This is a genomic window from Bacillus sp. P4_E1 (assembly GCF_056401715.1).
Window position 1 is genome coordinate 18173 of record NZ_JBFUIV010000030.1, and the last position, 16916, is coordinate 35088.

The following is a 16916-nucleotide window of genomic DNA, read 5'->3' on the forward strand; positions in this document are numbered from 1 at the left end:
TAATAGGGTTTACGCCCCATCACAATCAAGCTAAGAAAAGCAAATACCCCAAAACGAGAAAATTGGCATCTCCAGGTGAAAAGGTACAATTTTTTATTTTGGGGTGCTATAAAATTTTTAAGTTGATGGACATGTATGGTGACCACTTTTAAAGAAAAAATTCATGGAAATTATGCGAATTTTTCAATAAATAAAAATAATATATTGTACCCCTTATACTTGAATAATTTTTTGAAAGTATAAGATACGGATATTGTCTTATGTTTTCTACTGATTTTTATCCATATCAGTCTTTTGTACGGATTTATGCTCTACATCAATTAAAATTTTGGTTATCTAATTTCCTTCTGTTTTTCCAACTCTATTAATATTTATGTTTATAGTTAAAGAATTAGGGAATCTTTCTCCTTGAAGTACTTCAAAAACTACTGTTCCTTCTGGTTTATCATGAAAAGCCAGTGCAGTTTCAAAAGCCTTTCCTGTTGCATTAGTTAAGTAAAACATACCTATATCCGGTGCATTTGGATTACCAATACGATCCTTTTGATAGCTGTCTAGATTATTGTTACTAAGAAAACCCAATTCACTTACAGTATTAAATTTTTCATTTTTATATGTTGGCCTTGCCACTTGCTTACCCTTTTCTTTACCACTGGATACGATATGCAATCCATTTGTATTAAATTCATACGGAATTAATGATCCATCTTGTTGTTCAAATCGGTAGTAAACAAGTATTTTATCCTCTTGGAGTAACATTTCTTTTAAATGAAGCGTAATTCCTTGATCTGTTATTTTTTGATCCAAAGGTATAGATTTTCCCGCTTCTGCATACTTTCTAACTTGATCAGTAATCATGTCATTCAATTTTAATTGAGGTTGCGTAAAATAAGAGTTATTTAGTGCCATTGTGCTAGTTGGTATAATGATAGCTGCTGCTACACCTGTTATTAATAATTTCTTTTTCAATTTATTTTTGTTCTCCCTTTTGTGAATTTGCGTAAATGATTGATATGCACGTTCTTTTACTTCTTTAGGAACTTCTTGTTTCATTGCTTTTTTTAATTCATTTGAAAATGACATTTGAATTATATTCCTCCTCATCTATTTCTATATTAGATTGATTCCGAATTTTTTCTAACGCTCTATGAATTCTAGATCTTACCGTACCTATAGGGATTTGTAATAATTCCGCAATTTCTTCATACGTATAATCGTGATAAAAACGATACACTATCACAACTCTAAATTTGAACGGCAATTCTTGAATCAATGTTAACAATTCCTTTTGTGTTTCCTTTTCAAGTAATAATTTTTCTGGGATTTCTACAACTGACTCCTGCATTGAATGCTGTTTTTCAAATAAACGCATCCTCTTCCAAACTTGTTTTCGCCATTGACTAATTTGTTTATAGACAATGCCATTCAACCAAAATAAAAAAGGTCTAGATTAATCATATTTTGAGATGGATTTCCATAGTTGAAAGTAAACCTCATTTACAATTTCATTTGTATCATGACCATTTTTAACTATAGCAAATACGGTGTCATATATTCTCTGATTTGTTAAATCAAATATATATTCAAAAGCTTCTTCGTCACCTGATAACAGACGGTCTATCCAGGTGCTTATGTTGTCATTAGTGGCCAAACAGGCACCCTCCTTAAAATTGATTTCACTATATATTGGACAGTAATCAAGATAAAGTTCCAAGTTTGATAAAAATATATATTTTTTTATCATCTCTTAAGACGTATATAGATTACGTTAAACAATTCTTGTTGGGGTACGGAAACGATTCGAGGTATGAGGGGTCACTCTGGAAAAGTATTCAATAATAAAAATCGTAGGAAATGATAATTCCTACGATTTTTTGATTAGAATTCTCTAATATTAATTGCAAAATGTGGTTTGAATCTTACTTCAATTGCTTTTTTCTCTTCAGAGCACTGGATATGGAGTATATCATTGCGAGTATAGACTCGTTCTACAAATTCCATATTAACGTCAAATACACATCCTTCATTATAAGAAAGACTTAATTTAATTGTATTCTCATAAACTGACATAATCGTTATTAATTTAAATCCTAAGTGATCCATTTTACGATAAAGATACACACCTGCACCTTCAATCAAAAAGTCTTCTGGTTCACTCTCGAATAGCTCTAATAGTTCGTATTCATCATATTTAATATCCAAGGTTTATAACCAACCTTCTGCACCGTAAAAAAATTTTTATTATTTTTTCTTTGCGGGAACAGCGGTAATAACGTCCCCGTTATCATTAAGTATAACATAACCATCTGCTCTACTATATTTCCATGTGCCAGGCGTATCAGCTGGAGCACGAGAACCCGTTTTGATAATATCTTCAACTACATTAGGTGTCATACCACGAGGGTCAATTTTAGAAAATAGCTCGTTATATTCCGCAGAACCTAGTTTATATCCCTTTTTAGCAGCCATTTCCTTAGCTCTTGAATTAAGCTCCGCTCTTATTCCAAGGGTATCTGGAGCCATTCTTTCTAAAACTACTGGGGATACTTTGGTCGTAACTAGAATGGATCGTATAGGTCGAAATACCATTCAGCTATTACAGTTAGTAGAACAACTTCGGGAAAAGGATGTTCACTTTGCGATTTTAAATTTAGGAATAGATACTAGAACTCCAACAGGAAAATTCTTTTTAACTGTCATGGCTGCCTTTAGTGAACTTGATCGAGAAATGATTAAAGAAAAGCAACGTGCGGGAATAAAGTTAGCGAAACAAAAAGGAGTGTATAGAGGAAGATTGAAGAAATACACGGATAAACACCCAGGTATGAATCATGCGATTGAATTACGGGAGCACACCACTAAAACAGTGAAAGAAATATGTCAAATTACAGGTGTGAGTCAGGCCGCCCTGTATCGTAGATTAAAAGAACTTGAATAAAGTTGTTTTTTAATTTGTAATTAAATCCCTGAGTGGCCCCTAATACCCAGAATCGTTTCCGTACCCCTAGCACCCGTAAGTTGAACTACTCCGTTTTATGTAGCTAAAAAAGATATGAAAATTCAACTTTGTTCTTTAATTCCAGTTATTCTTTTTACAATATCATCTGTTCCCCCAACACCTCCAATGCCCATATTAATCGGTTCTTCCTCCTCTATAGCTAAAATAACAAATTTTCTAAACTCTTCATTTCCCTTACCTTCAATTTCAACCATTAAGTCAGCAAACCTTTTATGAAGTTCAACTTTTTGTTCTTTTGATAACGCACCTTTGAATGTTTTAATAGTTGCGATTGGCATTCTAAATATCCTCCTAAGTTTTTATAAATAAAATATACCTTTCGGTATATTTTATTTATAAAAAAGTTACTTTTTCAGAGAGTATATAATTTCTTCAATTGTTTCAATTGCATTTATTAAATAGCTCTCTTTTTTGTTGATTTTGTTAAAATCATTCCACCTTCACATAAAGTTATAATAGTTTGTACTGTTTTATGTGATTCTGTGGTTTCAATAAATTCCCCATACAATAGTCCTTCTTCGATTATAGAAACCAAGAAATTTTCCAAACGATACAATGTATCTAATGCGAGCTTTAACAATATAGGATGTGTATCATCAGATTCTATAAGAGTATTTGCAATCGGACAACCACCATTAGCAATAATATCTTTAAAAATCTTTCTATAAATTTTCGGAAAAACCAACAGTTTCTCTAATGAATTTTTAGCTCCTTGCATGTTGTTATAAATCTCGTCTGTTATATTGTTGACATTGAATAAAAAGCAGTTCACCGCAACATCATCTTTATCTTTAAAATTACCGTATATACTACCTTTTGTAAGCTTCGTCGCATTGGTTATGTCCGATAAAGATGTTCCGTAATACCCCTTCTTATTAAATATGGGTGATGTTTTTTTAATTATATAGGCTTTTGTTTTTTCGACTTTGTTTGTATTCATATATAAATATCTATTTTTTTTAATAAGGTTTGATTAGAAATAGAGGATAAACCCTTGTTAATTAAGGGTTTACACAAAAATTCTAACTTTTTATCAAACTTTATTAAAAGCTACAAATTGAAGTGATTTTTAATAGATTAAGTAAATTATATCATTTAAGATAAAAACTAAATGTTCTAGTATTTAACTTTTTTCAAAACGTCGCGACTTTACTTTAAATTAACATCTATCTATGCATCTAATTTTGTTTTCAAAGAATATTTGGCCATAAAAAACTGCACCTCTAATTGTTAGTTATGTCTAACAATTAGAGGTGCAGTTCACTAATGAGGTGCTACTTTTCTATCTATTTACACACGTACAGCCGTACCGCTTACCGCAACCATTAACATTCCGTCACGAACCACTTCGTAGTCTACATCGATACCAACAATTGCATTTGCTCCTTTTTGCGTTGCAAGTTGTTTCATTTCTTCCATCGCAATGTCACGAGCTTCTTTTAATTTACTTTCATAAGCACCAGAACGGCCACCTACAACATCACGAACAGAAGCGAAGATGTCGCGTACGATATTTGCACCCATAATTGCTTCACCGTTTACGATGTCCACATACTCAATAATTTCTTTACCCTGAATAGTATTAGTTGTTGTTACGATCATTGCTGACACACTCCTATAATCTCTAAAAATTTATTTTCGTTTCTTATAATCTTATTATTCATTTATACTTGAATCGTCTTTTTTTGTATGTAAAATTTCYCCTTAACGTACAACGTTTTTTTGTCGTGTCGAGCTAAATATAGCATACATACAACAAGGGAATGCAGCACATATCAGCATACAAGCATTCCCTTGTTATTTTTATGTTATTACTTTACATTTTATGTCCCCACTGGTCAAAGTGATAATCTTTACCGTCGATTTTAAACCAATCGTCTGAATAAAGTGAACCATCTTCTCTAGCACAATACCAAAGGTATCCGTATGCAAGAGGCCAAGGTCTATATCCACCACCAACTTGGAACCATCCTGTTTTAGCTGCTCCATTCTCATCGAAGTAATAATATTTATTATCGATAGTTTGCCAGCCCGTTTGTGCTACGCCGTTATTGTCAAAATGGTATAGTTTACCATCTATTTTTTCAAATCCTGCGCGGTTAACTGATCCGTCTTCATGAAAATAATATTTTTTTCCGTCAATGTTTTTATAATCATTGAACATATCATTGAAGCCATTTGTGAAATAGTATCTTTTACCGTCTATCATTTTCCAACCGGTATAGGAAGGCCCATCCTCTAAACTATAATATGCTATTGTATTCGCATTTTTGTTGATTCCTGTTTTCAAAATCGAACCGTCTTGATTAAATGCTAATATTTTGTTGTCAAGCTGAACATTAATCCTGCTGTTTATAGCTTCTCCATTTAGTTTAGAAACTCTTTCAAGCACACCTTTGTCGGAAAAGTGAAGGATGGCATCTTGATCTTCAAGACGTAGTTCTTTTTTATTTGGCTCGAAGTTTTGGAAGTAATAAATTTTACCATCTATATCTTTCAAGCCTTCTTTAACAAACGCTCCAGAGGCATCAGAATAGTAAAGATTATCCCTCCATGCTGAGCGTTGCAAAACACCGTCATCATTAAAATGGTAGGGCTTATTGTCGATCCATGAATCAGTTCCACCTCCCGAAACCATTTGGCCATAAGGCGGTGTAAAATAATAAGTCTTCCCTTTAATTTCTTGCCAGCCTGTCAAAAGGACTCCTTCAGCATCTGCAAAGGCATAACCAGTACCTCGATTTACCCAACTGTTCTTTATTACATTTCCAGAAGAATCTTTTGCATTCCATTTAGTAGAATCTTTTTCATCAGCTACAAGCTTTACTCCGTCATACTTCTGTCTCTCATTTTCTTTACCCGGATACCACTCTATTAACCAATTGTGAATTTCATTGTTGCTTTTTGCAGTGAAACGCATTTCAGAGTTTAAAATCCATTCAGTATTAAACGTTTGAATATTTCGATTATCAGTCAAACTTACTCCATTCTTATTTTTCAAACGGAACTGAAATTTACCATCGGAAGAATTTTCTATCTGAACAAGTTCAAACACTTCATCATCACCAAGCGAATCAGAATATTGAAGTTCGTTTCCTTCTTTTCCTGAAAGGTATTTTGAACCTGTTTTTACGATCACCTTATTCGTCCCTTTTTTATAGGGAATAATTTGATAAGATTTACCGTGATTTAGTGCATTCCATGGTAGTGCAATAGATGTCTCTAGGACGTTAGTACGCTCCGCCAATACATCAGATAATCGATCATAAAAATCTGCACGAGCTTTAGGGTCATTATTAACATAGTTGTCAAGGACATCTTTAGATACTGGCTTTGAAGTCAATGTTATCAATTGTTTTTGCTTATCTGATAATTTATTTTCTATCTGACCATATAGGTAATCCGAATTTCTAGCAATCACCGTCCAATCGCCAAAGGAGTCGCCGGAATATTTTTTGTAAAGTGGACCAAGAAATCTTGGGTTTTTACCAGATGCTTTTTCTACAAATGCATGTTGGCCTTGATTTATCACAACTCCGGTCTTTCCTTCGTCTAATTGTGCTTGTGTAATGTAAAGAAGATCGTGTTCTGAGACATTTGCTCCATTAGGGTTTAGATCTATAATTGCACCTGCTTCAGTAATTTTAAGCTGCTGCCCAGATTTTAGTTGATGAATTTCAATTCTTCCATTTGGATAGCGTACTTTAACTGGTTTAAGAAAATTCACATCACCTTGTGTATGATACATGGAAATATTAAATTCCCCAGATGTAAAACTAGGAGCCTGGTAAGTTTCGTTTTCTGCATATACATCAATGTGAGTGCCAGGGTCTGGATTCTCTGGGTTTATTCCAAGTGCTTCATAAGTGTTTGCTACAGCCCCTAATACAGTAATAGATATATCTATTACCGTACCTATCCCTGCACTAGCCTTATTTTCTGCAATAGGAGCTACTGAAAAAAGAATACCTAATGCCGCTGCAGTAGGAATTACTTTCTTTCCAATTCCAATTGTTTTAAATTTTTTCTTCATTTTTGTTGTCCTCTCTAAGTAAGATTTAGCCTAGATTGCTTACATGTAACACTGTAAAAAATAAACATATATAGACTGTTGTATGTTCATTTATAAATATAATATCAATATTTATAATTTCATCTTAGTTTAAATACCTTTCAAATTTCTTTCATAAATGTTACAAAAGTCTTTCATTAATATCGTATAAAATTCTAAATTTTACGATATTCTATATTTTTTCAGCTTGGCCCCATGTTCATTAACCGAAGATTTTTAAGTATCCCCAAAACAAACTTTTCATTTGAAAAATGAATGAAGTAGTAAACAAGAAAGGCTAGCAAAATGCCAACCTTTCTTGTTTCTTGGGTCTCAATTTTTAATTTAATAAGATATATCGGTGGTTTACTTATGCTTCAATCATTTTATTTCTATCGGTATTTCCAAGTTTAAGAAATTACTTACAAGAGTCCTGAAGTGTTTGTATGAGAAGCAATGAAAGGGTTTTGTAACATTTACGAAAGAAATTTGAAAGTTATTTAAATTAAAATAAACTTACCGATATTAATTTAAATATGTTGGAAACAGTATAAATTAGAAAGTAAGGAGCACATCCATGAAGGGAAAGATAAAGAGATGTATAAAAAAAATCCCCCCTGTAGGAATAGCGATGGGGATTGTATTCAGCTTGAACCCATTTACAAAACATAAAGCAAAAGCAGACGTTGATACGTTCGCAACGATTGTTACAACATTTGGTGATACCTATGATTCGTTTTTAAAAGAGCCTTTTGTTATTTCTTTATCAGAACAAAGTGCTAAAAATGATTATCTAGCTAACAATGAAAACCGTGCTTACAAAGCTCCTACTTTTAACAAAGGAGAATTTGGTATTAGTGCGTATGATTATTATAAAAACCAAAACTTTTCTAAGAGAATTAAACTTTTCTATAAAGATGGGAAAGTTGAATATAAAACGATAAAACATGGTCAACAACTTCTGATTAAGCAAGCAGGTATCATAGTGGACTTAAATCCTGATGCCTCGGATCTATATGAACATGATATTTTGTATATTACACAAAAACAATTAGATGAAGGGAATACCGGTATTGCGCTTATGAATTGGCAAACATATTACTTGAAAAGTGACAATAGTGGTCAAATGAATGGTCCTTTAGCTCTAAAATATATTAGGAAGGAGTTTCCAAATATAAAACCAGGTAGTGCTTCTTTTGACCTAGAGAAACTTTTTCATGCACTACCGGAAGAAAAGCGAAAACTGGCAACGATAACTTCGAATCCAGTAAAACCATCTGAAATTTTTAGTTATACCTCTGATGAACTTGCTGAGATAAAGAGACATAAACTCGCCGTCGTTACACAATATAAAAATGAAGAATGTTCTTCTATTTCTATGAAAATTAGAAACAGGGATAACGTCTTGCGAACATGGGAGGATAGTATGAATATTTCTGCTTCATCTAATTGGATCCCAGAAGATAGGAGCATATTTACAATTATTCCAATTAAAAAAGGATCTAACAAGGTGTACATAGAAGCAAATTCAACCTATCTTACATCTGCAAATGGTGAGGTGGGCGTTACAGGATTTCGCGCTTATGGACAAGTATGGACACTTGTTAATTATGGATTTGAAAGCTTCTCTTTAAAAAATAACCACGGACAATATTTATCTGTTAATGATACATCCGTATGTCTGACTGACAACCCTGATAAAAACACTATATTTCCCATTACTATTCAAAAAGAAAAATGGAATGAGTGGTTAGCTAAATGGTATTCTAGCAAATAAAATGCAAGTTGATATAACCTCTAGAAGCTTTACAAACATTTTTAACGAGTAACGAACCAACAAGCCAATTTTCTGTACGTTAAGGAAATCGGCTACACAGATCCCTAAGTTATTTTTAATCAATCTTTATTTCAAACCAAAAATAATTCGCCCTTACGTTGAGCATATGTATTCAACGTAAGGGCCCTTTTAAATTTATATTTTAATTTTCTTGGTTAAGATAACGTATATATCTCGGCTGAACCCCTTTTTGAGGGGATGGGCAAAAACATCCAAAAACTACTTCATGTAAAATACAAGCTAATCTTACGCTTCATCTCCACACATATCCTTTTCCCCATACTGTTCGGAGAAACTGAGGTCCAGAGGGATTAGGTTCTATCTTTTGACGTAAGCGCCTTATATTTACACCTATTACTTTGGTTTTAACTACATAATTCACACCCCATATTTCATTTAAAAGCTCATCACGTGAAATTGGCTTGCCCTGATTTTCCATTAAGCACCGTAAAATAATATACTCTGTTGGGGTTAAATCAATTACCACTCCCTCCTTATATAATCTTTCTTGCTGAAGATTTAATCGAAATGGTTCCGAATGAATCGATTCCATATTCTCTTTGTTTCCTTTTACCCTTCTTAGTAATGCTTGTACACGTGCTGTTAATTCAATTGAACTAAATGGTTTTTCAATATAATCATCTGCTCCAATTGTTAACCCTTGTACCTTATCCCTATCTTGAACACGTGCCGATAACATAATAATACCGATATTTTTATTGTTTTCTCGTATACTTTTACATACCTGAAAACCATCTATTCCAGGTAACATCACATCAATTAATATAATATCAACATTATGTTTACCTAAAAGTTCGAGAGCTGTTTCTCCTGTATCTGCTGCTAACGCATTGAAACCAGCACGATTCATAATTAATACAATAAAATTACGAATCGTTATTCCTTCTTCTACTACTAAAATAGTTGTCATACATCGCTTCTCCTCTCCTCTACTCATGATGATATTCAGTTATAGGTTTAATATAAAATTCGGGCTTTTGGTATGTACATTGTTTTGGCACTGCATATACATGTAAATTTATTTTGACTGTGCTTCATAATTTTTTACCTTTCCATCAAAGGTGTGAACTTCAAGCCACTTCTCATCTGTATCGGTATAAAGAAGATACTGAGTACTCTTGGAACCCTCTTGAATTGTAATTTTCCCAACTAACTCTTTAGGAATTGTAATAAAATATCCTTGCTCTATATTTACATATCTCTCTTCTGAAGGCCGAAATTCAGCATTTGGATATTCTTCCTATCCTTTCGGACGAACAGAAGTGGAAAACTCAATTATTCCATCACCATTCAAATCTTGACTCTCTAACAAAAATTCATTCATAAGTGGATTTGTTTCATCTGAAATGATGACAAGTCCACTTATGAATGAATTAACGTGTCTAACTTTTTTGGGTCACTTCAATGCCCGATCGTCTTTTCATTATATTTTTCTTTCATGTAATTCTTTTAAAAGCTGTATCATTTCAGCTTGTTGTTTTATCTTCTTACGACCATTTCGATTAATCGCTGCAAGTTCACATGCAATTCCAATGGCAAAGAAAAACAATAAACTTTCTAACATATAAAATCCTCCACATGCATTGTCTATTAGACAGCTTGGCGTAACTGTTCCTCTTGTAAGACCTGTTTATTCTTATTTTCTTCTTTACGCTGACAATATAAATAAGTTAAGTATTAAAAGAAATACTTGAAGATAATTTTATATTTATGTTTGTTTGCTCCATCTTGCTAAACCTCCGAAAAATAAATTATTTAAACACATACAGTTGTATCACTTACAGTAACCATTACCATACCGTCACAATCGAAAATTCCTAGTGATTTGGATTTACATTATAACCAAATTTGAATTATTCGATTTAATCGTGTATTCATCCTCTAAAAGTTATTTCATCCTTTCACCAAAACTGTGTCTTCTAATACGTTTTTTTTTGATCCTATATTTTCTATTCTTATTAAGTTGGGCAATATCTTTTAACAAAAATACAATCGTAATGACAACCATTCCAAAATTAAATATAAGGGATGTTATAACAATTTCGTCAGTGGAAGGTAATAAGAAGGTGGATACAAAAAAAATAATGGTAATAAAAGAAATGCATTGTCTTATTGGTAGGATAGAATGCCTTTTTCTTGTATTATGGTATGTCATAACGGTGCCAGTAATTAATAATAAAGGAGCAGTAAGAAAGATTTCATAACATCTAACAGCACCTTTAACAAACCAAGGTAAAAATTGCATGGTTGAGGAACACATACATAGGTTGATTACTAAAGTAAATAATTGTATGAGGGATAACGTTATATTTAATTTTGCTTGTTTCATTTTATTCACCCCGTCATCATTGTTATATATGAGTGTGTTCATGTTGCTAAAATGGAATATTTATCAAAATCACTGTTCCCATCTCTTCTTTACTTACAATACTTACCGTGCCGTCATGTAGTTCAACAATCTCCTTCACAATGGCTATTCCAATCCCGGCTCCTGAAGAGTGAGTATTAATTTGATAAAAGGGCTGATTAACAAATGGTAAATATTCTTTTCCAATTCCAACCCCTTGGTCTTTTGTATTGATAACAGCTTGTCCTTCTTTTTGTGTTAAATTGACAAAAACTTTTCCATCTTTATGTGAATACTTAATAGCATTTTCAATGACATTTTAAAAAATTTGTTTTAATCTATTTTTATCACCAAGGACGTCTATTTCTTCTAAACTAGTAATGATTTCAATCTATTTTTTCCTGCCTTTGGTTTTAACTGCCAAATTGTTTCGTGAAGTATATGATGTAATGGCACCTTTTCTCTATATAAATGAAGATGATTTAACTCTAATCTTAAAAAGTCTAACAACTCTTCTACAAGATGAATGAGACGATTCGTTTCATTTATCTTGTATTTGATCTTATAGCATAAAGGTGATTCCATTAGGAATCTATAGTTATTCTTGTTCTTCATTATATATTTGCACCAGAGCCTTTTAAGATACTAAAGCTGATAATTAATATTCTTGCTTTTGCTCTTTAATTTTAATCTTCGCGTMTTTATAGAATCTTAGTTTTCCTTCATTATAATCTTTAGTATATTGATTGAACTTTGCTTTTTCTTTTAGTGTTTCTTTATTCAATGTATTGACAGCTTTAACTTTCTCACTAATCTCTTTTAGATTTATTTCTTTATCTTTTAACTTTTCATAAAGTTCTTTTTCAGTTATTAATGATTCTTTGCAGATTTTATCCATTTTTTGAAAAACTTCATAACGATTTTTGTAAACTTCTCCTACTTTTTTCGCTTGCTTTTGTAATTTTTCGTCCTCGATTTTATCTATATAACTATGAACCGATGTTGTTTCTTTTTTGGCTTTTTCTAGTACATCTTTTTCACTTTTCAACACTTTTTCACGTTCATCTACATTTGTAACAGCCTGTTCTATTTTTGGTATTACTGCCTCGTTATGCTCTTTTCCTTCCTGTACAATTTGATCGTACAATTCCTGTCCTTTTGTTTCTAACTGCTCTAATTTGTTTACATTTTCAAATAAAGTTTTTTCTTGATTTGCTGCGTTTTCAAAAGCAACATATAACTCTTCCTCGGGCTGTGATCCCAAACATCCTCCAAGAAATCCAATCGATAAAATTCCAATTAACGCCACTTTTCTATAAGTCAATGTCAATTCCTCCTATGTTACATACGTTTATCATGCATAAAGTTCAATGGGAAATGATCATCTTCATGATATGCTTCAAATTCATACCCTTTTTCTTTTAAACCCTTAATAATAGCAGGTACTGCAGCAACGGACTGCGGATGAATGTCATGCATCAAAATAACTTCTTTTGGATCCGTCGCACCAGCCAGTACATTTTGAACAATTTTCGCTTTCGCAGTATCAATTGGTACACTATTATATTCCCAATCTAATGAATCAATTGTCCAATCCCATACTCTAAGACCATCTTCTACAGCTTTATTACGAAGTTCTTCATGTAATCCTGGCATTGAACCATATGGTGGACGTGTTAGTTTTGGTGCATGTCCAAGAATACTAGCAATTAAACTTTGATCCTCTTTCATTTCATCTACATAGCCAGCTTGAGTATACAGTTTCTTATAATCGTGCGTCATACTATGCATTCCAACATAATGCCCTTCCGCTTCTTCTCGTTTTACTAATTCAGGATAAGATTTTACATTTTGACCAATTAGAAAAAATGTTGCTTTTGCATCATTCTCCTTTAATATGTCTAGTAACTGTGCCGTATACTTTCCTGGACCGTCATCAAAAGTAAGATAAGCCACTTTTCTCTCTTGACCATTAAGGCGAACTGGTACTGCTTTCTTTATTTCAGTTTCGGGTTGAGCGCTTACTAGCTGCACTGGGTTTTCTTGCTTAGCTACAGCTGTAGCTGATGAAGTAATAGTTTGAAACATAAAGTAACCAATTGCAATTGCAACAATTGTAATTACAATGCGCTTTATATTGGTGATATTTCTCATGATAGAAGTCCTTCCCTCTCAAATCTTTATATATTAATATTTTTATAAAATTTTCGTTTATTTTATTACAACCCCCAACAACAAATATTGGGAAGATTCCAATGTACCCATTCTTCACAATAGCCCATTTAACTTCTGTTCTTGACGAGTAACTATTAATTTGATAAATTAGCTGGTTCACAAATGTCAACTGCTCTTTTTTAATTTCTGGATCTCTTATAATGAGTGCTGTTTGTCACATCTTTTGTATTAAAACTAATAATATGTTTCTTTTAACAGATGTGATATCGATTCCAGTTAGGTTTTTAATTGAAGTTTTTTGGTAATTCAAGAAGACTGGATAAACAGTTCATCCAATCTTCTTGAAAGAATATGGTAGTGCAATTTCTTCATCCATAGCTTCTTAAAATATGCAGCTATAGGTCTAATTGCTTTGAGCGAGTAATGCCTGCATTTCATAGTTTCATCGCTTTATCCAAAACGAGTCACAATCCTATTGTCTGTCTCTATTTATATGAAACTCTTTATAATTTCAACCCTATGTTAACAACTGTCATAACGTCTGTTTATTCCTTTATATGTTTCCCAAGTTATAAATAATTACAATAGATGTTATCTAATAAAATGTTAGCCAATAATATACGATAACATTCTTATTTCTTTGTCCATCGCTTTAATATATGAAAAAACACACAAATTTTATCCTTAATTAGAGTTTTATCCAAAAACTTTAATTACTTACAATTCTTTTTGCAAATGCTTCTTCTATGGAAACATACTTGTAGCCAAGTTCCTTTGCAACCACTTCACATGTAATTTCACCGTTCAACGTGTTTACTCCAAGTTTTAAAGCATCGTTTTCAAATATTGCTGTTTGTACACCCTTGTTAGCAATTTGTAGTGCATAAGGAATTGTTACATTTGTTAAAGCGATAGTGGATGTTCTAGGAACTGCTCCTGGCATGTTCGCAACGGAATAGTGAAGCACTTCATATTTTTCAAATGTCGGATTATCATGTGTTGTTACATGGTCACATGTTTCCACAGCTCCACCTTGGTCAATCGCTACATCCACGATTACAGAGCCAGGCTTCATTCTTTGTACCATTTCTTCGGTGACAAGCTTAGGAGCTTTAGCACCAGGAATCAATACGGCACTAATTAAAAGATCTGCTTGTTTTACTGCCTCCGCGATGTTGAACGGATTAGACATCAATGTCTTGATTTGAGTACCGAAAATGTCATCTAGTTGTCGTAGACGATCTGCATTTAAATCAATGATTGTTACGTCGGCGCCAAGGCCAATGGCCATTTTCGCAGCGTTTGTACCGACGATACCTCCCCCGATGATGGCAATTTTACCACGATTCACACCAGGTACTCCTGCAAGAAGAATACCTTGACCACCGTTTGACTTTTGTAGAAATTGTGCTCCTATTTGTACAGACATGCGTCCAGCTACCTCACTCATTGGTGTAAGAAGAGGGCGGGTATGGTTTACTTCTACTGTTTCATATGCGATGGCGGTAACTCTTTTATCTTTAAGGGCCTGAGCTAAATTAGATTCGGCAGCTAAATGTAAGTATGTGAATAAAATTAAATTTGGACGAAAGTGAATATATTCACTTTCGAGAGGCTCTTTTACTTTCATAATCATTTCTGACTGATTCCATACTTCTGCAGCACTTTCAACAATTTCAGCACCAGCATATACATAGTCTACATTTCTAAAGCCACTACCAACACCTGCATTTGTTTCAACTAATACCTTATGGCCAGCTGTCACAAATGGAATAACTCCTGCAGGTGTAAGTGCGACACGATTTTCATTATTTTTTATTTCCTTTGGTACACCAATAATCATAAAATTCCCTCCCATTACTTAATCTTTGAGCTACCATATTTTAAGTATAGAGTATTGAAAATGTCTTTTCATTGTTGAGAAAAAACAAAAAAACAGCATCCTTTTGTGGAATTCCACAAAAGGATGCTGTTACATAAATTTTTTCAGCTTGAGATCCAAGTACAGAATCATTTTTTGATTTGGATCTTTTAAATCAATCTCACTAATTTCATAAATACGCTTAAGTCTATAGCTAAGTGTATTAGCATGAATATTCAATGCCTTGGCTACCTCGCCAACATTGCTATCTTTATTTAAGTAGACTTCCAACGTTTCAATAAGATTGCAATTATGCTTATGGTCATATTCATCTAGCTTTTGCAACGCCTGATTTTCATACTCTTCATCTTTTCTTTGCTCAAGTAGAAGATCGATCAATTGATAAATCCCTAAGTTTTGGTAGCTGTGAATATTAGTTGTGTCAGAAGGGAATTTTTCTTTTATGGATAAAACCGTTAGCGTTTCTTTGTAAGCTTTACTGATTTTTTGGTAATCACTATATACGCTGCTAAATGCCGGCTTGATAGATTTGATGCCATATCGCTTTTCCATATTGTGTACAAACATTTCGATGAAATTGTTGATTTCATGAAAAGGGCGCTTCACATTATCCAATGAAGTAAGAAGAATCAATTGATTACGATCAATTGTATAAAGTAAAACTTTCAAGTGTTGACTTGTTTTTAACAAATAAGAAATTTGTTTTTCTTTTTCATTCGTAATTCCTTGCTCAAAACGGAATACAGAGACAGTAAATAAGGATGCTGGAGTTATTTGGAGCAGGTAGAAATTTTCCATAATTTCTGTGTTTACCTGCATATGATTAGTTAGCAGTTTCCAAAAAAACTCTTGTGATCGCTCTTCTTTTTGGTTTTTTCGGGCTTGAAGTTGCAACAGCTTACTTTTTACGACCTCCGCGTATTTTTTTAGCAAGAGACAATCTTGTTCAGTTAAAGATTTTTCAATTTCTAAAGCCCAAATGAATCCTAAAACGTCTTCTTTGTTCCAAATAGATATCGCGACTCTATCGCCGAGACCAATATCATCTCTTTTTTTTACACGAATAGGCTTCCGATTTTTTAATAAATCGGGAATAATTCCTTCTTTCCACAGGTTATTGATTACTTTTTCAGGTACGCGACGCCCCATAATAGTACCAATTCTCGCTGGGTCTGTCCTTTCATCATGGGTACTATATGCGAGAAGACGATGATTTACATCCTCAATAGTAATCGGACATTGCAAAATCTCACTAACTATATCAGCAAATTCATCCAAACTATCGAAGGTAACTCTAAAAGAATCATTTTTCATATATGTCAAGGTGCCTCCATCCTAAGTTAATATAAATTTTCGTACTCACTGTAAGAAAATTATCCCTCGTATAAATTAACAAAATGTTGAACTACCCCCACTTTCACTTCGTTTAGAAGTGAGGGATTCCTAAGTAAAGAGTTCTAACGAACTCTAATTGATTAGGCTAGCTCCACAGTCCTTGTGGTTAGAAGCCTTATCGCTTCATTCTTTAGATTAATACTTGCGTTAATATCCCTATCATGGTGTGTACGACAAGAAGGGCAGTCC

17 protein-coding genes and 2 pseudogenes are annotated in these 16916 nt (G+C 33.1%); 2 read left to right on the plus strand and 17 right to left on the minus strand.

What is annotated here, in order from left to right; genetic code table 11:
• Window positions 1-267: 267 nt before the first annotated feature.
• The 4 genes and pseudogenes from AC1DS7_RS26825 to AC1DS7_RS26840 all read right to left on the minus strand — a co-directional run bounded on the left by AC1DS7_RS26825 (window position 268) and on the right by AC1DS7_RS26840 (window position 2469).
• Window positions 268-1083, minus strand: a pseudogene (locus tag AC1DS7_RS26825) (DUF4179 domain-containing protein).
• Window positions 1067-1651, minus strand: a pseudogene (locus AC1DS7_RS26830) (sigma-70 family RNA polymerase sigma factor). The pseudogenes AC1DS7_RS26825 and AC1DS7_RS26830 overlap by 17 nt, the downstream one beginning before the upstream one ends.
• Before the next feature lie 227 nt (window positions 1652-1878).
• A complete protein-coding gene (locus AC1DS7_RS26835; protein WP_002144086.1) occupies window positions 1879-2202 on the minus strand; it encodes a hypothetical protein in 324 nt (107 codons plus the stop codon).
• A 39-nt stretch (window positions 2203-2241) separates the two neighbouring features.
• Window positions 2242-2469, minus strand: coding sequence for a hypothetical protein (locus AC1DS7_RS26840; RefSeq protein WP_002144084.1), 228 nt, complete (start codon window positions 2467-2469; stop codon window positions 2242-2244).
• Between AC1DS7_RS26840 and AC1DS7_RS26845 the strand changes: the two genes are divergently transcribed.
• Window positions 2363-2938, plus strand: a complete 576-nt coding sequence (locus AC1DS7_RS26845) for a recombinase family protein (RefSeq protein WP_080019811.1) — start codon at window positions 2363-2365, stop codon at window positions 2936-2938. The genes AC1DS7_RS26840 and AC1DS7_RS26845 overlap by 107 nt on opposite strands.
• 122 nt (window positions 2939-3060) lie before the next feature.
• Here AC1DS7_RS26845 and AC1DS7_RS26850 read toward each other — a convergent pair whose 3' ends face one another.
• The 4 genes from AC1DS7_RS26850 to AC1DS7_RS26865 all read right to left on the minus strand — a co-directional run bounded on the left by AC1DS7_RS26850 (window position 3061) and on the right by AC1DS7_RS26865 (window position 7052).
• Window positions 3061-3297 (minus strand): tautomerase family protein, encoded by a 237-nt coding sequence (locus tag AC1DS7_RS26850; RefSeq protein ID WP_002144081.1) that lies wholly within the window; start codon window positions 3295-3297, stop codon window positions 3061-3063.
• Between the two features lie 116 nt (window positions 3298-3413).
• Window positions 3414-3959, minus strand: a complete 546-nt coding sequence (locus tag AC1DS7_RS26855; RefSeq protein ID WP_476999311.1) for a TetR/AcrR family transcriptional regulator — start codon at window positions 3957-3959, stop codon at window positions 3414-3416.
• A 350-nt stretch (window positions 3960-4309) separates the two neighbouring features.
• Window positions 4310-4621, minus strand: coding sequence for a heavy metal-binding domain-containing protein (locus AC1DS7_RS26860; protein WP_000637487.1), 312 nt, complete (start codon window positions 4619-4621; stop codon window positions 4310-4312).
• 214 nt (window positions 4622-4835) lie between these two features.
• Window positions 4836-7052 (minus strand): N-acetylmuramoyl-L-alanine amidase family protein, encoded by a 2217-nt coding sequence (locus AC1DS7_RS26865; RefSeq protein WP_476999312.1) that lies wholly within the window; start codon window positions 7050-7052, stop codon window positions 4836-4838.
• Between the two features lie 595 nt (window positions 7053-7647).
• Between AC1DS7_RS26865 and AC1DS7_RS26870 the strand changes: the two genes are divergently transcribed.
• The gene (locus AC1DS7_RS26870) at window positions 7648-8847 is read left to right on the plus strand and encodes a hypothetical protein (protein ID WP_476999313.1); all 1200 of its coding nucleotides are present in this window, start codon (window positions 7648-7650) and stop codon (window positions 8845-8847) included.
• Between the two features lie 313 nt (window positions 8848-9160).
• On the opposite strand, the gene AC1DS7_RS26875 is transcribed toward AC1DS7_RS26870, so the two are convergent.
• The 9 genes from AC1DS7_RS26875 to AC1DS7_RS26915 all read right to left on the minus strand — a co-directional run bounded on the left by AC1DS7_RS26875 (window position 9161) and on the right by AC1DS7_RS26915 (window position 16646).
• Window positions 9161-9838: a response regulator transcription factor gene (locus AC1DS7_RS26875; RefSeq protein ID WP_012259864.1), complete on the minus strand. Its 678-nt coding sequence runs from the start codon at window positions 9836-9838 to the stop codon at window positions 9161-9163.
• A gap of 513 nt (window positions 9839-10351) precedes the next feature.
• Window positions 10352-10492, minus strand: a complete 141-nt coding sequence (locus AC1DS7_RS26880) for a YrzO family protein (RefSeq protein WP_002114966.1) — start codon at window positions 10490-10492, stop codon at window positions 10352-10354.
• Window positions 10493-10816: 324 nt separating this feature from the next.
• The gene (locus AC1DS7_RS26885) at window positions 10817-11257 is read right to left on the minus strand and encodes a hypothetical protein (protein ID WP_476999314.1); all 441 of its coding nucleotides are present in this window, start codon (window positions 11255-11257) and stop codon (window positions 10817-10819) included.
• A 46-nt stretch (window positions 11258-11303) separates the two neighbouring features.
• The gene (locus AC1DS7_RS26890) at window positions 11304-11588 is read right to left on the minus strand and encodes a sensor histidine kinase (RefSeq protein WP_116746618.1); all 285 of its coding nucleotides are present in this window, start codon (window positions 11586-11588) and stop codon (window positions 11304-11306) included.
• Between the two features lie 56 nt (window positions 11589-11644).
• Window positions 11645-11890, minus strand: a complete 246-nt coding sequence (locus AC1DS7_RS26895) for a hypothetical protein (RefSeq protein ID WP_350457257.1) — start codon at window positions 11888-11890, stop codon at window positions 11645-11647.
• Window positions 11891-11933: 43 nt separating this feature from the next.
• Window positions 11934-12599 (minus strand): YkyA family protein, encoded by a 666-nt coding sequence (locus AC1DS7_RS26900; protein ID WP_476999315.1) that lies wholly within the window; start codon window positions 12597-12599, stop codon window positions 11934-11936.
• Window positions 12600-12616: 17 nt separating this feature from the next.
• Window positions 12617-13429 (minus strand): peptidoglycan-N-acetylglucosamine deacetylase, encoded by an 813-nt coding sequence (locus tag AC1DS7_RS26905; RefSeq protein WP_002144074.1) that lies wholly within the window; start codon window positions 13427-13429, stop codon window positions 12617-12619.
• 730 nt (window positions 13430-14159) lie between these two features.
• Window positions 14160-15293 carry an alanine dehydrogenase gene (gene ald / locus AC1DS7_RS26910; RefSeq protein ID WP_002130473.1) on the minus strand — a complete coding sequence of 378 codons (1134 nt, stop codon included), beginning with the start codon at window positions 15291-15293 and terminating at the stop codon, window positions 14160-14162.
• 129 nt (window positions 15294-15422) lie between these two features.
• Window positions 15423-16646, minus strand: coding sequence for a PucR family transcriptional regulator (locus AC1DS7_RS26915; protein ID WP_063226247.1), 1224 nt, complete (start codon window positions 16644-16646; stop codon window positions 15423-15425).
• Between the last annotated feature and the right edge of the window lie 270 nt (window positions 16647-16916).